At 55.2% G+C, this 17,989-nt stretch carries 16 protein-coding genes; 8 read left to right on the top strand and 8 right to left on the bottom strand.

The window, feature by feature from the left end; translation table 11 throughout:
- Positions 1–19 precede the first annotated feature (19 nt).
- Together gspD and gspC are read right to left on the bottom strand one after the other, a co-directional pair.
- Positions 20–2,074, bottom strand: a complete 2,055-nt coding sequence (gene gspD, locus NCTC9997_RS00975; protein ID WP_010862797.1) for a type II secretion system secretin GspD — start codon at positions 2,072–2,074, stop codon at positions 20–22.
- Between the two features lie 31 nt (positions 2,075–2,105).
- Positions 2,106–3,080 carry a type II secretion system protein GspC gene (gene gspC, locus NCTC9997_RS00970; RefSeq protein ID WP_156669225.1) on the bottom strand — a complete coding sequence of 325 codons (975 nt, stop codon included), beginning with the start codon at positions 3,078–3,080 and terminating at the stop codon, positions 2,106–2,108.
- 347 nt (positions 3,081–3,427) lie between these two features.
- Here gspC and hslR point away from each other — a divergent pair, with 347 nt between their 5' ends.
- The 3 genes from hslR (at position 3,428) to pckA (ending at position 6,532) form a co-directional block, all read left to right on the top strand.
- The gene (gene hslR / locus NCTC9997_RS00965; protein ID WP_010862799.1) at positions 3,428–3,844 is read left to right on the top strand and encodes a ribosome-associated heat shock protein Hsp15; all 417 of its coding nucleotides are present in this window, start codon (positions 3,428–3,430) and stop codon (positions 3,842–3,844) included.
- Positions 3,845–3,873: 29 nt separating this feature from the next.
- Positions 3,874–4,755: an Hsp33 family molecular chaperone HslO gene (gene hslO / locus NCTC9997_RS00960; protein WP_064977100.1), complete on the top strand. Its 882-nt coding sequence runs from the start codon at positions 3,874–3,876 to the stop codon at positions 4,753–4,755.
- A gap of 148 nt (positions 4,756–4,903) precedes the next feature.
- Entirely contained in the window at positions 4,904–6,532 is a 1,629-nt protein-coding gene (gene pckA, locus NCTC9997_RS00955) for a phosphoenolpyruvate carboxykinase (ATP) (protein ID WP_010862801.1), read from the top strand.
- A 542-nt stretch (positions 6,533–7,074) separates the two neighbouring features.
- Here the strand turns inward: pckA and NCTC9997_RS00950 are convergent.
- Positions 7,075–9,441: a Tex family protein gene (locus NCTC9997_RS00950; protein WP_064977099.1), complete on the bottom strand. Its 2,367-nt coding sequence runs from the start codon at positions 9,439–9,441 to the stop codon at positions 7,075–7,077.
- Positions 9,442–9,595: 154 nt separating this feature from the next.
- Here NCTC9997_RS00950 and greB point away from each other — a divergent pair, with 154 nt between their 5' ends.
- The 3 genes from greB to envZ all read left to right on the top strand — a co-directional run bounded on the left by greB (position 9,596) and on the right by envZ (position 12,328).
- A complete protein-coding gene (greB, locus tag NCTC9997_RS00945) occupies positions 9,596–10,078 on the top strand; it encodes a transcription elongation factor GreB (protein ID WP_010862804.1) in 483 nt (160 codons plus the stop codon).
- A 160-nt stretch (positions 10,079–10,238) separates the two neighbouring features.
- Positions 10,239–10,958 carry an osmolarity response regulator transcription factor OmpR gene (ompR, locus tag NCTC9997_RS00940; protein WP_010862805.1) on the top strand — a complete coding sequence of 240 codons (720 nt, stop codon included), beginning with the start codon at positions 10,239–10,241 and terminating at the stop codon, positions 10,956–10,958.
- Positions 10,958–12,328 carry a two-component system sensor histidine kinase EnvZ gene (envZ, locus tag NCTC9997_RS00935; RefSeq protein WP_010862806.1) on the top strand — a complete coding sequence of 457 codons (1,371 nt, stop codon included), beginning with the start codon at positions 10,958–10,960 and terminating at the stop codon, positions 12,326–12,328. Before ompR ends, envZ begins: the two co-directional genes overlap by 1 nt.
- A gap of 123 nt (positions 12,329–12,451) precedes the next feature.
- Here envZ and NCTC9997_RS00930 read toward each other — a convergent pair whose 3' ends face one another.
- Together NCTC9997_RS00930 and bioH are read right to left on the bottom strand one after the other, a co-directional pair.
- Complete coding sequence (locus NCTC9997_RS00930) at positions 12,452–12,886, bottom strand: hypothetical protein (RefSeq protein ID WP_139800018.1); 435 nt, start codon at positions 12,884–12,886, stop codon at positions 12,452–12,454.
- 29 nt (positions 12,887–12,915) lie between these two features.
- Complete coding sequence (gene bioH / locus NCTC9997_RS00925; protein WP_064977098.1) at positions 12,916–13,695, bottom strand: pimeloyl-ACP methyl ester esterase BioH; 780 nt, start codon at positions 13,693–13,695, stop codon at positions 12,916–12,918.
- A gap of 78 nt (positions 13,696–13,773) precedes the next feature.
- Between bioH and NCTC9997_RS00920 the strand changes: the two genes are divergently transcribed.
- Together NCTC9997_RS00920 and nfuA are read left to right on the top strand one after the other, a co-directional pair.
- Positions 13,774–14,511: a hypothetical protein gene (locus NCTC9997_RS00920; RefSeq protein WP_064977097.1), complete on the top strand. Its 738-nt coding sequence runs from the start codon at positions 13,774–13,776 to the stop codon at positions 14,509–14,511.
- A 72-nt stretch (positions 14,512–14,583) separates the two neighbouring features.
- The gene (gene nfuA / locus NCTC9997_RS00915; RefSeq protein WP_010862810.1) at positions 14,584–15,162 is read left to right on the top strand and encodes a Fe-S biogenesis protein NfuA; all 579 of its coding nucleotides are present in this window, start codon (positions 14,584–14,586) and stop codon (positions 15,160–15,162) included.
- A gap of 83 nt (positions 15,163–15,245) precedes the next feature.
- Here nfuA and dinF read toward each other — a convergent pair whose 3' ends face one another.
- The 3 genes from dinF to NCTC9997_RS00900 form a co-directional block, all read right to left on the bottom strand.
- Positions 15,246–16,520 carry an MATE family efflux transporter DinF gene (gene dinF / locus NCTC9997_RS00910; RefSeq protein ID WP_064978396.1) on the bottom strand — a complete coding sequence of 425 codons (1,275 nt, stop codon included), beginning with the start codon at positions 16,518–16,520 and terminating at the stop codon, positions 15,246–15,248.
- Positions 16,521–16,798: 278 nt separating this feature from the next.
- A complete protein-coding gene (lexA, locus tag NCTC9997_RS00905) occupies positions 16,799–17,425 on the bottom strand; it encodes a transcriptional repressor LexA (protein ID WP_010862812.1) in 627 nt (208 codons plus the stop codon).
- A 72-nt stretch (positions 17,426–17,497) separates the two neighbouring features.
- Positions 17,498–17,857 carry a diacylglycerol kinase gene (locus tag NCTC9997_RS00900; RefSeq protein ID WP_064978395.1) on the bottom strand — a complete coding sequence of 120 codons (360 nt, stop codon included), beginning with the start codon at positions 17,855–17,857 and terminating at the stop codon, positions 17,498–17,500.
- Positions 17,858–17,989 lie beyond the last annotated feature (132 nt).

Here is a 17,989-nt window from a genome sequence, read left to right as displayed (position 1 = left end):
CGCGCACTGTCTGGCTGACTCACAACGGGATCCCCCGTGCCAGTAAGAAGGCGCGCACTTCCGGCGGCAACTGTGGATCTTTACCGTACTCCGGCAGCACCGGTAACGGAGTTTGCGGCATCAGACTCATCCCCTGATCGGCGCGGTACAATTGCTCGGCGCGAATGTAGTTATATTTGCGCTGCGAAACCCCATCGGCGGCCATTCCATCACGTAAAATGGTTGGCCGGATAAAAATCATCAGGTTGCGTTTTTCTTTCTTGTTGGCGGTGGATTTAAACAGGTGTCCCAGCACTGGAATATCGCCCAACAACGGCACTTTGGCGATGCTCTCTCCGCCTTGATCGTCAATCAGGCCACCAAGCACAATCAGATCACCATCATCGGCCAGCACCGTGGTTTTCAATTTGCGCTCGGCAAACACCACATCCAAATTGGTCTGCCCTTCAACTTTCGACACCTCCTGCTCAATGGTCAGCTGCACCGCATTGCCTTCGTTAATTTGCGGCGTGACTTTCAGCATGGTGCCGACTTTTTTACGCTCCACGGTATTAAAGGGATTGGTGTTATTGGAGCCGGTGGTGGAGCCGGTTAGCACCGGCACATCTTGCCCAACCATGAACGAGGCTTCTTGGTTATCCAGCGTGGTAATGCTTGGCGTGGACAGCACGTTGGAGTTGGAATCCGTTTTGACCGCCTGCACCAAGGCCGCCCAGTCACCTTTGACTATCCCAATCGCTGCGCCACTGTAGCTGGCCAGCAGATCAGTTAAAGCGCTGATATCGCCTTTTTTATCCGGGTTCACGGTAGTGGAGCCGTTATCGCTCACCACAGTGGAGCCTTTTTCTGGCTTGGCTTGATACAACGCACCGGCTAACGGCCCGATAGGGATCTGGTTACCGTTGGCAAATTGCACTAAACCGGCATCTTTGGAGCCCCACTGGACGCCGAAATTGATGTTGTTCCCTTCCGCCACTTCGACAATCAGCGCCTCGACATGCACCTGCGCGCGGCGCACATCCAACTGAGCAATCACGCTTTGCAGCGACTGCATGATATCTGGCGGCGCGGTCACCACCAGCGCATTGGTATTTTTATTGGCGGCAATCGACACCAGCGTATTACCACGGGCAGCAGCGGCCTGCCCTTGCTGGGCTTCTTTGGCTGATTTGAGGTTGCCACTGACCTGATTGAGCACTTCCACCAGATCGTCGGCTTTGCTGTATTTGAGGTAGAACACCCGGCTGTTGCCGGTATTTTGGATTTCCGAATCCAACTGGTTAATCAGACGGCGCAAGTTCGCCCGCACCGCAGGATCGCCGCTGATCACTACACTGTTGGTGCGCTCATCGGCTACTACTTGTGATTTGAGGGTACTGGGCTGGTTTTGATCGTTGATTTTGTTGAGGCTGTCGATAACGCGCACCATCTCGGGTGCCGAAGCGTTTTGTAGCGTCACCACTTCATTGCTTTTATTGCCGGTCAGATCCACCCGATGGATCACGTCGGCCAGCCGATTCACTACCGAGGCACGGCCCGTTAGCATGATCACATTAGACGGATCATAGTTGACCACGTTGCCGGAGCCCGCGTTATCAATCAATTGGCGCAGCAAGGGGGCCAGCTCACGCACCGACACATTGCGCACCGGCACCACCCGCGTGATCATCTCATCGCCGGCAAAGCGGTTACTGTTGTCGGTCACCACCGGCAAGGGTTCGGTTTTGGCGTCACGGGATTTGACCACCTTGATCACCCCGTTATCCATCGCCACCGCTGAAAACCCGTTGGCCTGCAGCACATTGAGAAACAGCTGATAGTACTGCCGTTCATTCAGCAGCTCCGTGCTGCGCACGTTGACCTGCCCTTGCACACTGGGGTCAGTGATCACGGTTTTGTTCAGGTTACGCGCCACGGTATCGATAAAGGTGGCTAAGTCGGTATTTTTGAAGTTGGCGGAAAACTCGTTGTCACCCTCAATGGCGCTGGCGGGTAACCACCACAATGCCGCCAGCAACACCAGTGCTGGACGCATGACTGCCGACCATCGGCTTCCCACAACCTTGTGTTTCATGCCTCATCCTTGTCTGCCTGCCGCAGTGACACTACGGGCTAATCAGAATGTCATAGCGGATTTGATCGCGAACCACCGTCAGGGTCAGGCTGGTCAAATCCGGTAATTCACGCAGCGCCTGCTGGGCCTGTTGATCGTCGGTCAGATCCAGTCCATTCAGGGCTACGGCAATGTCTTTATCTTTTAATCCGGTATGCTCAAACAGCAGTCGATTGACCCCCGGGGACACCCGGTAGCCGACCAGCACGTTATCCTTGCGTACCGGACTGAGCCGGATATAGCTAAATATCTTTTGCGGCTCTCGGGCTATTTCGTCCCGTAGCGCTGCCAACTCACTGGCGTCCGACGCCGTGGGGGCGGCGGGCTTGCTCACCGCAACTCCGGCGCTCTTGGTTGACGCCGCTGGGCTGCTGGGCTCACCGGGCAAGACCAGTAGCTCCGTCACCCCGCCGTTATCCAGCCATACTTGCGTGGTCTCGACTTTCAGCAGACGCACGGCTGAACCAGCAATCGCCTCGCCCGGCATATAACTGGCCTGGCGACCTTGCGCTTCAATCACCGCCACACTGCGCGCCGGATCGCTGGCCGGTGCCACGCCGCGTAAAATAAAACTCAATTTTGTCACCGCTGCCGGGGCTGCAACCACCGGCGGCGCGACCGGTTTGTTCGCTAGCGCGCCGAACCACTGCTGCTGGAAAATGACGCCCAAATCCGCTTCCGTCAGCGCGGCCGCGGGCGCACTTTTGGTCGCCGAGGCGGCAAACGGAGCACTCAGGGGCGTCGCCGTCGGCAGTGGCTGGCCGATACGCCACAGCAATACTGCGGCATAACCGAGCACCCCAAGCCAACACAGGCGACTCACTAACGTGAGTTTATCGGTGCCAAACCCGCGGCGCATCCAATGCCCAGCGGTACTAGGCGCACGGGTCTGCGGCAACCCTGAGGGCCGCTTAGATTGTCGCCTGCGCGCTTGTAGCCTGCGAACCCAGGTTGTCAGCTGCTGCACCGCTGCGCTCCTTGCTGCTTGTGCGTGAATCAGGTACTGCGCACACCTTGTTGACGCACGCTCACGCACGATCTTTGCCCGATTTACGTCATGGTGTGACGCGGTCTATCCTTGAAGTTTATCTTACTCACGTCATTAAACATGAGTAACTAAAAATTAACATCTGACGTTGTGGTTTTTACTGTGATCCGGCGCGAAATCCCCATCAATTTTCACTGCGCGCTTGATCCTGACCAAAGCGCCTCCACATTAACTAACAGAGCGCCAGTCTAACCACACAGAATTGGGTTTACGCCGCAAGACGTGTGATAATTCCAACGTTGTTTTCAGCTGCTGCAGGATAACGCATGAGCGGAAAATCAGCCCCCTGTGAGGGCAATAAGTCGATCCGGCTCGACAAATGGCTGTGGGCCGCGCGGTTTTACAAAACTCGTGCGATGGCTCGCGAAATGATCGATGGCGGAAAAGTGCACTACAACGGTCAACGCAGTAAACCCAGCAAACTGGTGGAACTGGGTGCCACCCTCACCCTGCGTCAGGGACTGGATGAAAGGACGGTGGTGATACGGCAATTGAGCGAACAGCGCCGCGGCGCGCCTGACGCCCAATTGATGTATCAGGAAACGGCGGAAAGTGTGCAAAAGCGTGAGCAGCAAACGCTGGCTCGTAAGCTCAATGCCCTGACCATGCCGCATCCGGATCGCCGGCCGGATAAAAAAGAACGGCGCGATCTGATCCGATTCAAATACCGTGAGTCCGACTAATCCCGGCTCACTATCACTGAGAGAGCCTTATGCATAATCACGATCAACTGCATCGTTATCTGTTTGATAAAGTATCCGTCCGCGGTGAGCTGGTACGGGTGTCTGAAACCTACCGCCGGATGCTGGATAACCACACTTACCCGCAGCCGGTGCAAAAGCTGCTGGGCGAGATGCTGGTCGCGACCAGCCTGCTGACCGCGACGTTGAAGTTTGAAGGCACCATTACCGTGCAACTGCAAGGTGACGGTCCGCTGAAACTGGCGGTGATCAACGGTGATAACAACCAACAACTGCGTGGCGTAGCGCGTCTGCAAGGCGAGATCAGCGATGACATGAGCCTGCACCAGATGATTGGCCAAGGTCACTTGGTGATTACCATTACGCCAGAGCAAGGTGAGCGTTATCAGGGCATCGTGGCACTGGAAGGTGAAACGCTGGCCGAATGTCTGGAAGCGTACTTCGCCCAATCCGAACAGCTGCCAACCCGTCTGTTCCTGCTTACCGGTGAGTACCAGTCACAGCCAGTGGCCGGCGGTATGTTGCTGCAGGTATTGCCTGACGACAAAGGCCAAGCTGAAGAGTTCGAGCACTTAAGCCAACTGACGTCAACGGTCAAAGTCGAAGAGCTGTTTGGACTGGATGCCGAAGAAGTGCTGTATCGTCTGTATCACCAAGAAGAAGTAACGGTTTATCCGGCACAAGACGTAGTTTTCAAGTGTACCTGTTCAGCTGAACGTTCTGCAGCAGCCATTTTGACTGTTGATCCTGCAGAAATTGAGCAGATCCTCGCAGAAAACGGCGAAATCGATATGCATTGTGACTACTGCGGCGCACATTATCGGTTTGATGCGATGGATATTCAGGCACTACGAAACGGATCACACATAAATTCATCTAATCAGCTACACTGATCACAAGGCGGGAACATTCCCGCCTTTTCTTTGGTTTTTCCCCAGAAATAATAACAAAAATTTGAAGAGGCTCGCTGTCTCGATTAAGCACAACACTAATATGGTTATTAGTTGATGAGGATTTATCCAATTACAAAGGAGCTGAAAGATGAGCGTATTAGAGGTAGAAAGCCCAATCGCCTTAGATCTGGCCGCTTACGGCATCAAGGATGTCAGTGAGATCGTCTACAACCCGTCCTACGAACTGCTATTCCAAGAAGAAACCCGTTCCGATCTGTCCGGCTATGAGCGTGGCGTCGTCACCGATATGGGGGCTGTTGCCGTTGATACCGGGATCTTTACCGGTCGCTCACCGAAAGATAAATTCATTGTCCGTGATGACACCACCCGCGACACCATCTGGTGGGCGGATCAGGGCAAAGGCAAAAACGACAACAAAGCGATTTCCCCGGAAGTGTGGCATGACCTGAAAGGTCTGGTCACCAAGCAACTGTCCGGCAAGCGCCTGTTCGTGGTCGATGCCTTCTGCGGTGCCAACCCGGATACCCGTTTGAAAGTCCGCATCATCACCGAAGTAGCCTGGCAGGCGCACTTTGTGAAAAACATGTTCATTCGCCCAAGCGCGGAAGAGCTGCAAGATTTCACACCGGACTTCATCGTGATGAACGGTGCCAAGTGCACCAACCCACACTGGAAAGAGCAAGGTCTGAACTCAGAAAACTTCGTGGCGTTTAACCTGACCGAACGTATCCAGCTGATTGGCGGTACTTGGTACGGTGGCGAGATGAAGAAAGGCATGTTCTCGGTCATGAACTACCTGCTGCCGCTGCAAGGCATTGCTTCTATGCACTGCTCAGCCAACGTGGGTGAGAAAGGCGATGTTGCGGTCTTCTTCGGCCTGTCCGGTACCGGTAAAACCACGCTGTCGACCGATCCGAAGCGTCGCCTGATTGGGGATGACGAGCACGGCTGGGACAACGATGGAGTGTTCAACTTCGAGGGTGGTTGCTACGCTAAGACCATCAAGCTGTCGGAAGAAGCTGAGCCGGACATTTTCCATGCCATCAAACGCGATGCGCTGCTGGAAAACGTCACCGTGCGTGCCGATGGCTCGATCGACTTTGATGATGGCTCCAAAACCGAAAACACCCGTGTTTCTTACCCGATTTACCACATCCAAAATATCGTGAAGCCGGTTTCCAAGGCCGGACACGCTAACAAGGTGATCTTCCTGACGGCGGATGCGTTCGGCGTGCTGCCACCGGTGTCTAAGCTGACCCCAGAGCAAACCAAGTACCACTTCCTGTCTGGCTTTACCGCCAAACTGGCCGGTACTGAGCGGGGCATCACCGAGCCAACCCCAACCTTCTCTGCCTGCTTCGGCGCGGCCTTCCTGACACTGCACCCAACGCAGTATGCCGAAGTGCTGGTGAAGCGTATGGAAGCGGCGGGTGCGCAAGCCTATCTGGTCAACACCGGCTGGAACGGTACCGGTAAGCGGATCTCCATCAAGGATACCCGTGCCATTATCGATGCCATTTTGGATGGTTCAATCGAAGCGATGCCAACACAGCATCTGCCAATTTTCGATCTGGAGATGCCAACCGAGCTGCCAGGTGCCGACAGCAACATTCTCGACCCGCGTGATACCTACGCAGACGTGAATGAGTGGGAGCACAAGGCCAAAGATCTGGCACAGCGCTTTATCACCAACTTTGATAAGTACACCGATACCAAAGAAGGTGCTGCGCTGGTCGCGGCCGGTCCTCAACTCTAATGTTCTGACTCCTCCTCACCAACGGGCCTACGGGCCCGTTTTTTTTCGCTGCATCAACTTCATTCATTTTTAATGAACGTTAAGTTAATTTTATTCAAATATCATCAACGAAAATTCTGGCTTATGCTCTTTAGCACTGAACGTTGAAGGTTAAAAGGAGTCAGCTTATGCAAGATTTTATTATCGGAATTATGCTGGCCGTGCCCTGGGCACTTCTGTTTATCGTCGCCTTCTGGTGCTTCGCTCGCATCGATAAACACGATATCCAAGACCGGTAAGCTTTCAGTAATACCATTCAGTTCTATTGGCTAGTTCATTTTCATTTTGTGTGTTGGACAACACCGCTCGGCTTGAGCGGTTTTTTTTTGCCTGTCACCCGCCCTCTCCGCGCGACCTTGAGGGTGACGGCAACCACATACCGCGCGACATACAAAACGAACTGCCCCATAACGCACAACAGGGAGCCGCAGCTCCCTGTTGTTTTTTTTGGCCTTTGCGCCAATTTTTACGTCAGCCATGACACGTGACGACATATGGCAAATTTAGCGTTTTTTCCCTAACGCCGCCGCCAAAGCATCACTCATGGCGCTATTGCCGGCACTGCTCCCCGCGCCACCACGGCCGTTAGGCGCGCGATGGTTGCCCTGATTTGCACCGCGATTGCCGCCTCGGGCATTGCGCTCCGCTGACTGGCCGTTGCTGGCCGATGCCGGAGCGCCGCGACGGTTGCTCTCACCGGGCTGCTCATCTAAACGCATGGTCAGGGCAATACGGCGACGCTCAAGGTCGACTTCCAACACTTTGACCTTCACGATATCGCCAGCTTTGACCACCGTATGCGGGTCTTCCACAAATTTGTTCGACAGCGATGAGATGTGCACTAAGCCATCTTGGTGCACCCCGATATCGACAAACGCACCGAAGTTGGTGACGTTGGTGACGGTGCCTTCCAGTACCAAACCGGTCGACAGGTCTTCCAGCGTTTCAATGCCCTCGGCAAAGACGGCGGTTTTAAACTCCGGACGCGGATCGCGACCCGGTTTTTCCAGCTCACGCAGGATATCGGTCACCGTCGGTAGACCAAATTGCGCATCGGTAAACTGCGAGGCTTGCACGCCGCGCAGCGTCTCACCATTCCCCATCAACTCACGGATGGTCAAACCGGTAGCGACTAAAATACGCTCCACCAGCGGATAAGACTCAGGGTGCACCGTAGAGGCATCCAGTGGGTTTTCCCCGTCATTGATACGCAAAAAGCCGGCGCACTGCTCAAAGGCTTTCGGCCCTAAGCGCGGGACATCCAACAGCTGGGCGCGACGGGCAAAGCGGCCATGTTGGTCACGATACGCCACCACATTTTGCGCCAGCGTTTTGCTCAAACCGGCCACTCGGGTCAGCAGTGCCACTGAGGCGGTGTTCAAGTCTACGCCCACGGCGTTCACACAGTCTTCCACCACCGCATCCAGACGGCGTGCCAGCTGGCTTTGCGAAACATCGTGCTGATATTGACCAACACCAATGGCTTTCGGCTCGATTTTCACCAGCTCGGCCAACGGATCTTGCAGACGACGCGCAATCGACACCGCGCCGCGCAGTGACACATCCAGATCCGGAAACTCCAGAGCCGCCAGCTCGGAGGCGGAATACACCGACGCACCGGCTTCACTGACAGTGACTTTCTGCGCATGGATCGCAGGGTAACGCACCAGCATCTCGGCGGTAAAGCGATCGGTTTCCCGCGACGCCGTACCATTACCGATGGCAATCAAGGCCACTTGATGTTTCAGGCACAGTGCCGCCACCACTTGCAGCGCTTTTTCCTGCTGACCGGTGTGCGGATACACGGTTGCGGTATCCACCAGCTTACCGGTGGCATCCACTACCGCCACTTTCACCCCGGTACGCAAACCCGGATCCAGACCCATCGTGGCTTTAGCACCCGCAGGCGCGGCCATTAACAAATCATTGAGGTTACGGGCGAACACATTGATGGCTTCCGCTTCGGCCTGCTCACGCACGCTGGCCATCAACTCGGTCTCCATATGTAACAGAATTTTGATCCGCCACGCCCAGTTGATGACGCCTTGACGCCAGCTGTCGGCCGGCGCCGTGCCCAAACGCACCTGATAGTGCTCTGCAATCAGGGTTTCGCAATAGCTTTGACGGATACTTTCGTCTTGCTGCGGATCGGCATTCAAGCTCAGTTGCAAAATGCCTTCGTTACGACCACGGAACATCGCCAGTGCACGGTGTGACGGCACCTTAGCAATCGGCTCATGGTGGGCAAAGTAATCGCGAAACTTGGCGCCTTCCTCTTCTTTGCCGCTCACCACTTGCGCCACCAGATCGGCGTTCTGCCACAGATACGTGCGGATCTTGTGCAGCAAGGCAGCATCTTCAGCAAAACGCTCCATCAGGATATAACGGGCACCATCGAGCGCCGCTTTGCTGTCCGCCACGCCTTTTTCAGCATCGATATACGCCTGCGCCGCTTGCTCTGGATCTTGCTGCGGGTCTTGCCACAACAGATCGGCCAAAGGCTCCAGCCCCGCTTCGATAGCAATCTGGCCACGGGTACGGCGTTTAGGTTTGTACGGCAGGTACAGGTCTTCCAGCTCGGTTTTATTGTCGGCAGCCAAGATAGACTGCTCCAGCGCCTCACTGAGTTTGCCCTGCTCACGAATTGATTTCAGAATGCTCTGACGACGATCATCCAGTTCACGCAGGTACAACAGGCGGGTTTCCAGATTACGCAGTTGGGTATCGTCCAGACCGCCGGTCACTTCCTTACGGTAACGGGCGATAAAAGGAACCGTATTCCCTTCATCCAGCAGCCGGATCGCTGCCGTCACCTGCTCCGGGCGGGCATTCAGCTCGCCGGCAATCACATGGCTCATCGGTGTATTCATAGGCAGACTCAGATTCATCCTATTATTTTGAGTGACAGCCGACTTTTATACGTTTGTGCGTGGCAAAATACCAGCTGTCCGTATGCAGAAACCGGCCCAGATCAGGGTTGCGCGCCTGTACAGTTCACGAATCCGGAATAAGACCACCATCGCAATGGCAAAAGCACACTATATTACCCGTGAGGGCTGGATGGCTCTCGATCAAGAACTCAAATACCTGTGGAAAGTCGAACGACCGCAAGTGACCCAAGCGGTTTCCGAAGCGGCAGCCATGGGCGACCGTTCGGAAAACGCCGAATACATCTATGGCAAAAAGCGGTTACGGGAAATTGACCGCCGGGTACGCTTTCTGAGTAAACGCCTCGATGAACTGAAAATCGTCGACCCAAGTCCACAACAAGAGGGCAAAGTGTTCTTTGGCGCTTGGGTGCGACTGGAAAATGATGCCGGAGAAGAGAAGGTGTACCGCATTGTCGGCGCGGATGAGTTTAACCCAGCCAAAAACTGGATCTCGATTAACTCACCGGTGGCCCGCGCCTTAATCGGCAAAACGCTGGATGATGAAATTGAAGTGATGACCCCGTCCGGCGTGGCCAGTTATCTGGTGCTGGAAATCAGTTATCAGCCGCTGGTTTAACCTGCTTTCTCGACATAAGGAGTTAGATGGAATTTGTAACAATTTCCGGTACGGGAATTTGGCGAACTTGCATACAATAACGGAAGTGATTGTTTTATGACGACGCACACCCTGCTTTCCCGCATTCCCGTGTGATCAACTAGCCTTTTGGAGTATGACTATGCAAGAAAACCACAAGATCCTCGTGGTCGATGATGACATGCGCTTACGTGCCCTGCTGGAACGTTACCTGACTGAACAAGGTTTCGTGGTTCGCAGCGTGGCTAACGCTGAGCAAATGGATCGCTTACTGGTGCGGGAAAGTTTCCATCTGATGGTACTGGATCTGATGCTGCCCGGTGAAGATGGTCTGTCAATTTGCCGTCGTCTGCGTAGTCAGGATAACAATATCCCGATCATCATGCTGACCGCCAAGGGCGATGAAATTGACCGCATCGTGGGTCTGGAAGTGGGCGCGGATGACTATCTGCCAAAACCATTTAACCCGCGTGAGCTGCTGGCACGTCTGCGTGCTATTTTGCGCCGTCATACCACCGAACTGCCAGGTGCGCCGTCACAAGAAGAAGCGGTGATCGAATTCGGTCCATTCCGCCTGAATCTGGGTACCCGTGAAATGTTCCGCGGCGACGAAGCGATGCTGCTGACCAGCGGCGAGTTCGCGGTATTGAAAGCGCTGGTGACTCACCCACGTGAACCGCTGTCCCGTGACAAGCTGATGAATCTGGCCCGTGGCCGTGAATACAGTGCCATGGAGCGTGCCATCGACGTACAAATCTCCCGCCTGCGTCGCATGCTGGAAGAAGATCCGGCTCGTCCTCGCTACATCCAGACCGTATGGGGCCTGGGTTATGTGTTCGTACCGGACGACCATAAAGCATAATGTTCAGACTGTTGCCGCGAAGCACCTTCGCTCGCACGCTGCTGATGATGGTGGTGTTGCTGCTTATTTGCATGCTCACCACCTACATGGCAGTGATGAACTTTGCCATTCGTCCCACCGTCTCGCAGTTTAACCGGATGGTGGCTTATGAAATCAAATTGGCTGCCAAAATCGATAAACAGGCCTCGCCGCATGTGCGACAGATCCTGCGTAACGAGCTGGCGGCCGATCTGGATATTCAGCTGTACACCGAACAAGAAGCGATGAAAATGGGACTGGCAAATGCCGGTCATTATCCGTTTTTAGATCGCGAGTTCAGCCGTCTGTTTAATAAGCAGGTGGATGTGCGGCTGGAAACCGGCTCCGAGTTCTTCGTACTCTGGCTGCATGACCCAACCGATGCCGACAGCGATCTGTGGTCGCGCATTCCGCTGATTGAGCTGCGCCAAGAAGCCTTTGCACCGCTGTTCCGTTACATCTTTGCCATTTTCCTGCTTATCTTGGCCGGTGCGTGGGTGTTCATTCGCCTGCAAAACCGCCCGTTAGTGGAGCTGGAAAAAGCCGCGCTGCGCGTGGGTCGGGGTGAATACCCGGATGAGCTGCCGGAGCAAGGAGCCTCGGAAGTGCGCTCGGTGATCCACTCATTCAACGTGATGAGCCGCGGGATTAAAGCGCTGGCGCAAGACCGTAACCTGATCCTCGCGGGGATCAGTCATGACTTGCGTACCCCACTGACTCGCATCCGTCTGGCGACCGAGATGATGAGTCCGGAGGATGATTATCTGTCGGAGTCCATCAATAAAGACATTGATGAGTCGAACGAAATCATCGGCCAGTTTATCGACTTTTTGCGCGCGCAAAATGGTGATATGCCGACCGAGCCGTTTGACCTGAACCATTTGGTCAGCGAAGTGGCCACCGCCGAAAGCACCGAAGATCACATGATTAATGTCGATCTGTCGCACGAAGTGTTGCTGTGCAACATCCATCCGCTTTCGATTAAGCGCGCGATTGCCAATATCGTGACCAACGCCATCCGCTATGGTAACGGCATGATCAGCATGAGCAGTGGTGTGGATGACAAAGGGTGGGTCTGGGTTCAGGTGGAAGATAACGGCCCAGGGATTGCCGAAGCCGATCAGGAAAAACTGTTCCAGCCTTTCGTGCGCGGCGACGAAGCGCGCGGTAGCAGCGAAGGCTCCGGACTGGGTTTATCCATCCTAAAACGGATCATCGATGCCCACCACGGCAGCATTACGCTCGGTCGCAGTGCTACGTTGGGTGGCTTGTCGATGCGTATTTCTCTGCCCCGCGTGCATGAGCAAGATGCGATGACCAAATCGGTACAATCCGCCAAGAAAACCAGTTAAACCGGCCAACTACAGTAAGCCGATCACTGGCCCAACACGCTCTCTCGCCTCCCTCCCTGATTGTTAGGTTGGGAGGTTTTTTTTGCTGTTTATCGCTGTAGATGCGCCAAGATAGGTAGTGCATTAGGTTTTGGTACGAAAGGTGGCTTTCGGGCGCGGATGCACCGAATACCAGTAACGGCACACAATCACTTTGCCGTGCAGCGCCATTTGACGATTCACCGCGGTCAGGGCGTTGGGAAACGGTGGATAGAACAGCGGGCACTCCTCTTTGGTCTCCCACTGCCCTTCAATCAACGCTTCGCCTTCTGACTCCAGCAATACTGGCTCGGGCTCTGTGGCATGCTCTTCCCCGTCGTGGCCATCGGGATCATAGGGCAGTAACTCGCCCTGTTCATCATGCTGGTCAATACCACGCTGATGCGGCGCCGCTTCGGTGGGCGCCGTCTGCGGGATACGCTCACGGACCTGATTGTCATGCCCTGCCTGTTCAGTCGGCGGGTTCACCGAGGTGGGCAGAACCGAAACGGCCTGATGGGTCGGGCTGACATTCATCACCTGCGTATGCTTCCGTGGTTATAAAACAGTTATCCGAGCTGGCTGGACGAGCAAAACGCCTCGATCAGAGCAGCACAGTCGCGCGGCTGCGCAATAAAAGGTGCATGAGCCGATTCAGTCAGGATCTGCGCCTGAGACTGCGGCCAATAGCGACTGACACTGTCCACCACCTGTTGTGGAACCAGTGCGTCAAGCCGCCCATAAATGCGCAGCGCCGGCATACTCAAGCCAGCCAGTAACGGCCTATGATCTGTGTCGGCCAGCAGATCCAGACCTTTAGCCAGAACCTCGGTTGACGGTGCGGGAAGTGCCAATACCGCCTCTTTTAACCAACGGGTGTCTTGGCGTGCACTGCGCGTACCGAGCGTTTGCAGCGCCATAAAACCGCTCACCGTCTTGGCATAATCGGTGGCCAGTTGCTGGCGAAAATCAGCCAGTACCGCCGGTTTGATACCACGCCACCCTTGTTCAGCCACAAAACGGGGGGATGACGCTAAGGTAATCAAACCGCTAACCCGTTGCGGTGCTTGCAGCGCCACTTGTGTCGCCACCAAGCCACCCAGTGACCAACCGAGCCAAATCGCCTGTTCCGGGGCGTGTGCCAGCAAGGTCTCAGCCATCTGCGCCAGACTCAACGCGGGGAAATCCTGACTACGGCCATAGCCGGGCAAGTCCACCAAATGCAGACGAAATTGCGAACCTAATTCCGCCACCAGCGGCTGCCAAACAGCGCTATTCAGTCCCCAACCGTGCAACAGCACAAGATCGCGCGCTCCCGTACCTTGTGTCTGCCAGAATAGTCCTTGCATGCTCTACACTCGTTCGATGATGAGATAATCTGCGCCCATGCGATGAATGCCATGGACGCACCTGACCGGAGCGCGGTGATGCGCCAGCCTGTGTTTACCTGGCCAACCTTGCGCTGGCCGCGCTTGAGTCTGCCGCTGCAGCTCAATGCGCCCTGTTTGTTATGCCAACAGCCGCTGTTTCGTGCCGCGGATGCGATTTGTTATCGCTGTCACCACGATCTGCCCAGCACGCGCTGGCCTTGTCCACAATGTGGTTTGCAGCGCAGCGCCGCCAATGGGCCCTGTTACCGTTGTCAAAACATAACCCCACCGTGGCATTCGCTCGTGGCCGTCAGCGATTATTGTGCGCCGCTCGATAAGCTACTGCACCGCTTTAAATACCGCGGCCAATTCTGGCTGGCAACCCCACTGGCGCGATTATTGTTGTTGGCCTTACTGGCCGAACGCCGCACACGCCCCAGCCCATGGCCCGATTTGCTACTGCCAGTACCGCTGCATCGCCAACGTCAATGGCGGCGAGGTTTCAACCAAACAGCACTTCTGGCCCAGCCGCTGTCACACTGGCTGCAAATCTCGCTCGATTCAGACGTACTGATACGTTATAAGGAAAGTCAGGCCCAGCATACGTTGGGGCACACCGAGCGCCAGACCAATGCCCAGCACAGTTATGCCGTGACGCGTCCTCTAACCGGACTGCGGGTAGCCTTGCTGGATGATGTGGTGACCACCGGTGCGACCATTCAGGTACTGAGCCAAATGCTGCTGGCACAGGGCGCGGCCGAGGTGCAGATCTGGTGTCTGTGTCGGACACAGTAAGCCTCTACTCAGTGCCGATGAAAAGGTGTATGATGATTAACCAAGTAAATGAGTCAACTATTGGGACCCGCCATGATCCGCATTACTGATGCTGCACAAGCGCATTTCAGCAAGTTGCTAGCGCAACAAGCTGAAGGCACGAACATCCGTGTTTTTGTTGTTAATCCGGGCACGCCGAATGCAGAGTGCGGCGTTTCCTACTGTCCGGCTGATGCCGTGGAGATCAATGATACCGAGCTGAAGTTTGACGGTTTTTCCGCTTACGTCGATATCATGAGTGCCCCGTATCTGGAAGACGCCGAAATTGACTTCACCACTGACCAATTAGGCTCGCAGCTGACCTTGAAGGCACCGAATGCCAAGATGCGCAAAGTGGCCGACGATGCGCCACTGGCTGAGCGCGTCGAGTATGTGCTGCAGTCGCAAGTCAACCCACAGCTGGCGGCGCACGGTGGCCGAGTGTCACTGGTGGAAATTACTGCTGACGGCTTTGCGATCGTCCAGTTTGGTGGCGGTTGCAATGGCTGCTCGATGATTGATGTCACCTTGAAAGAAGGCATCGAAAAAGAGCTGCTGGCCCAGTTTAACGGCGAGCTCAAAGGCGTGAAAGACATCACCGAGCACCAGCGCGGCGATCACTCGTTCTACTGATCCCGTTAAGCCTATCGAGTGCGCCAACAGGGCGCACTCGTCTTATCTAGCTATTATCTGGTCTAGATTATCTGACCGTTTTATCAGGCCGACATGCCTAACGCTGGCAGTAACACCCGCCGACGGTAGTACTCCAAACTCACGCCACGCAATAGCAAAAACACCAACAGCGCCAGCCACAAACCGTGATTGCCCCACAGCGGCAACGCCAGCCAAACCGTGAGTAGATAACCACTTCCGGCAATTAGCATGCTGTTACGCATCTCGCGTCCACGCGTCGCGCCGATAAAAAGGCCATCCAGCAAATAGCAACCCATGCCCACTAGCGGTAACAACCACAGCCAAGGTAAAAATACCCGCGCTTGCGCACGCAGTGCCGGCAAGCTGGTCAGCATATCGATCAACCACGTACCGCACAGCAGGTAAGCGCTGCTAAACAGCAAAGCGACCGCCAACGCCTGCCGACAGGCGGCGCGCCACATCAGTTGCAGCTCGCGGGTATTGCGCGCCCCAATGGCGTGTCCGGCTAAGGCTTCCACCGCATAAGCAAAACCGTCCAGCGCAAACGCAGTGAAAGTCAGGAAGTTCAGTAGTAATGCATTGACCGCCACCACCTCGGCGCCCAAGCGGGTGCCCAGTACCGTAAACGCGGCAAAACACAGTTGCAGCACCAACGAGCGCAAAAAGATATCGCGGTTTAAGCCCAGTAAGCGGCGCAGTCCTGCTGACCAACACTGCCAACCGGCACGCAAACTCACGCCGCCTCGGCGCAGGTAATAGTGCACTAACCCTAATCCCAGCAGCAAGGTCAGGTACTCGGCGCACACACTCGCCCAAGCCGCGCCGCGCACTTGCCAACCGGCATACCACACCAAATAGATATCCAGCACAATATTGAGCAGATTGCCCCACACCAACAGCAAGACCGGCGCTTTCATGTGCTGCATGCCGAGCAACCAGCCCAGCAGCACCAAATTGGCTAAGGTAGCTGGCGCTGCCCAAAAGCGGATCGCAAGATAACTGTGCGCCTGCTGCGCCAACTCGCCTTGTGCGCCGCTGAGCTCTAAACCCCACGCAGTGAGCGGAGTACGCAGTAGCCATAAACCCAAGCCAATCAGTAGCCCCAACAACAGCGGTTGCAGCAATGCACGCGCGATCGCCGTTTGGTTATTCGCGCCGTTGGCCTGTGCGGTCATGCCGGTGGTGCTCATACGTAGGAAATTGAACATCATGGTGATAAAGGTGATCACCATGCTGCCAACCGCCACCGCCGACAGATACACCGCATTATCCAGATGCCCCATAACGGCGGTATCCACCAACCCCAGTAAAGGTACGGTGATATTAGACAAAATCATCGGCAGCGCTAATTGCCACAAGCGCCGATCGACTGCAGAAAACCAAGAAAACGTCACCACTGGTACCTATTAACCATCCATACATCATCAATCAAGGCGCGGCTCGGGATGCCGCGAGATTTTATGCGCCTGCTGTCATCCGCGCAGGGTGAACCATTACACCCAACCCAAAAGGCGCAGTATCCAAGTTCTTGGACGCATAAAAAAACCCGCCGTAGCGGGTTTTTAGCATATCACTGTTATGCACGCGATTATCGCTTCGCCTGTACGTGGCGCTATCACATCCAATCGCTATTGCGGATCACGCCCACCGCCAGACCTTCAATGGTCAATGACTGGGTGCGCAAGTCCACGACAATCGGAGCGAACTCTTCGTTCTCGGCATGCAGCAGCACTTCATTGCCACGTCGCTCTAAGCGCTTCACGGTGACATCATCTTCCACCCGCGCGACCACGACTTGACCATTACGCACATCTTGCGTTTTATGCACCGCCAGCAAATCGCCATCGAGGATGCCGATATTTTTCATCGACATACCATTAACGCGCAGCAGGAAATCAGCACTGGGCTTGAACATGGCCGGATCGACCTGATAATGGCCTTCCACATGCTGCTGCGCCAAAATTGGCTCACCGGCAGCCACACGGCCAATCAGTGGCAGACCATCATTGGCGGCCTCTTCTTCTGCCAGTTCCGCTAACAGACGGATCCCGCGCGATGCGCCCGCCACTATTTCAATGGCACCCTTACGCGCCAGCGCTTTCAGGTGTTCTTCTGCCGCGTTCGGCGAGCGAAAACCCAGATCACGGGCAATTTCAGCCCGAGTCGGCGGCATGCCCGTTTGCTCGATATGATCACGGATCAGATCGTAAACCTGTTGCTGTCGTTCGGTCAGTGGCTTCATCGTCTTATCCTGTCTGTTTATACAGTCATACTGGCAGTATATACAGGACTCGGGCGGTTGAAAACCCCGCAATCACCAAGGCCAAAGAATAATTCCCCACACCAGCGGTACCAGCACTAAGGCCACGAAAACCGCCGCCGAGCCCATATCTTTAGCGCGCCCGGCCAGCTCATGGTATTCATCACCAATCCGATCCACCACCGCTTCCACCGCGCTATTGAGCAACTCGGCGATCAGCACCAGCGCCACTACCATGATCATCAACACCTGCTCGATTGCGGTTACCGGCAGAAAGAAGGTCACCGGAATGAGGATCAGCGCCAAAAACACCTCTTGCCGAAACGCCGCCTCGTACTGAAACGCCTGCCGAAATCCCTGCCAAGAATAAATGGCGGCCTTATACACGCGTTTGAAGCCAGTATTTTTCTGCATCTTGGTTTTCATCCTATGCTTGTACAAGCTACGTTGACCACCATCCGGTGGGGCATATTGTTATCGGGAATAATCCTAGCGAAAAGCGCCGATCACGTGGCTATCCTGTCGCCAATTGCGCCGCCAGAGACG

Source organism: Plesiomonas shigelloides (assembly GCF_900087055.1).
Classification (GTDB): Bacteria; Pseudomonadota; Gammaproteobacteria; order Enterobacterales; family CAMTGL01; genus Plesiomonas; species Plesiomonas shigelloides.
The sequence above is the reverse complement of the archived record's forward strand: the minus strand, read 5'-3'. Positions and strand labels throughout refer to the sequence as shown.

What these genes read in the sequence shown, in the direction of transcription:
- gspD (WP_010862797.1), bottom strand. Translation starts at nt 2,074, where the DNA reads ATGAAACACAAGGTTGTGGGAAGCCGATGGTCGGCAGTCATGCGTCCA.
- hslR (WP_010862799.1), top strand. Translation starts at nt 3,428, where the DNA reads ATGAGCGGAAAATCAGCCCCCTGTGAGGGCAATAAGTCGATCCGGCTC.
- hslO (WP_064977100.1), top strand. Translation starts at nt 3,874, where the DNA reads ATGCATAATCACGATCAACTGCATCGTTATCTGTTTGATAAAGTATCC.
- pckA (WP_010862801.1), top strand. Translation starts at nt 4,904, where the DNA reads ATGAGCGTATTAGAGGTAGAAAGCCCAATCGCCTTAGATCTGGCCGCT.
- NCTC9997_RS00950 (WP_064977099.1), bottom strand. Translation starts at nt 9,441, where the DNA reads ATGAATACACCGATGAGCCATGTGATTGCCGGCGAGCTGAATGCCCGC.
- greB (WP_010862804.1), top strand. Translation starts at nt 9,596, where the DNA reads ATGGCAAAAGCACACTATATTACCCGTGAGGGCTGGATGGCTCTCGAT.
- ompR (WP_010862805.1), top strand. Translation starts at nt 10,239, where the DNA reads ATGCAAGAAAACCACAAGATCCTCGTGGTCGATGATGACATGCGCTTA.
- envZ (WP_010862806.1), top strand. Translation starts at nt 10,958, where the DNA reads ATGTTCAGACTGTTGCCGCGAAGCACCTTCGCTCGCACGCTGCTGATG.
- bioH (WP_064977098.1), bottom strand. Translation starts at nt 13,695, where the DNA reads ATGCAAGGACTATTCTGGCAGACACAAGGTACGGGAGCGCGCGATCTT.
- NCTC9997_RS00920 (WP_064977097.1), top strand. Translation starts at nt 13,774, where the DNA reads ATGCGCCAGCCTGTGTTTACCTGGCCAACCTTGCGCTGGCCGCGCTTG.
- nfuA (WP_010862810.1), top strand. Translation starts at nt 14,584, where the DNA reads ATGATCCGCATTACTGATGCTGCACAAGCGCATTTCAGCAAGTTGCTA.
- dinF (WP_064978396.1), bottom strand. Translation starts at nt 16,520, where the DNA reads ATGATTTTGTCTAATATCACCGTACCTTTACTGGGGTTGGTGGATACC.
- lexA (WP_010862812.1), bottom strand. Translation starts at nt 17,425, where the DNA reads ATGAAGCCACTGACCGAACGACAGCAACAGGTTTACGATCTGATCCGT.
- NCTC9997_RS00900 (WP_064978395.1), bottom strand. Translation starts at nt 17,857, where the DNA reads ATGCAGAAAAATACTGGCTTCAAACGCGTGTATAAGGCCGCCATTTAT.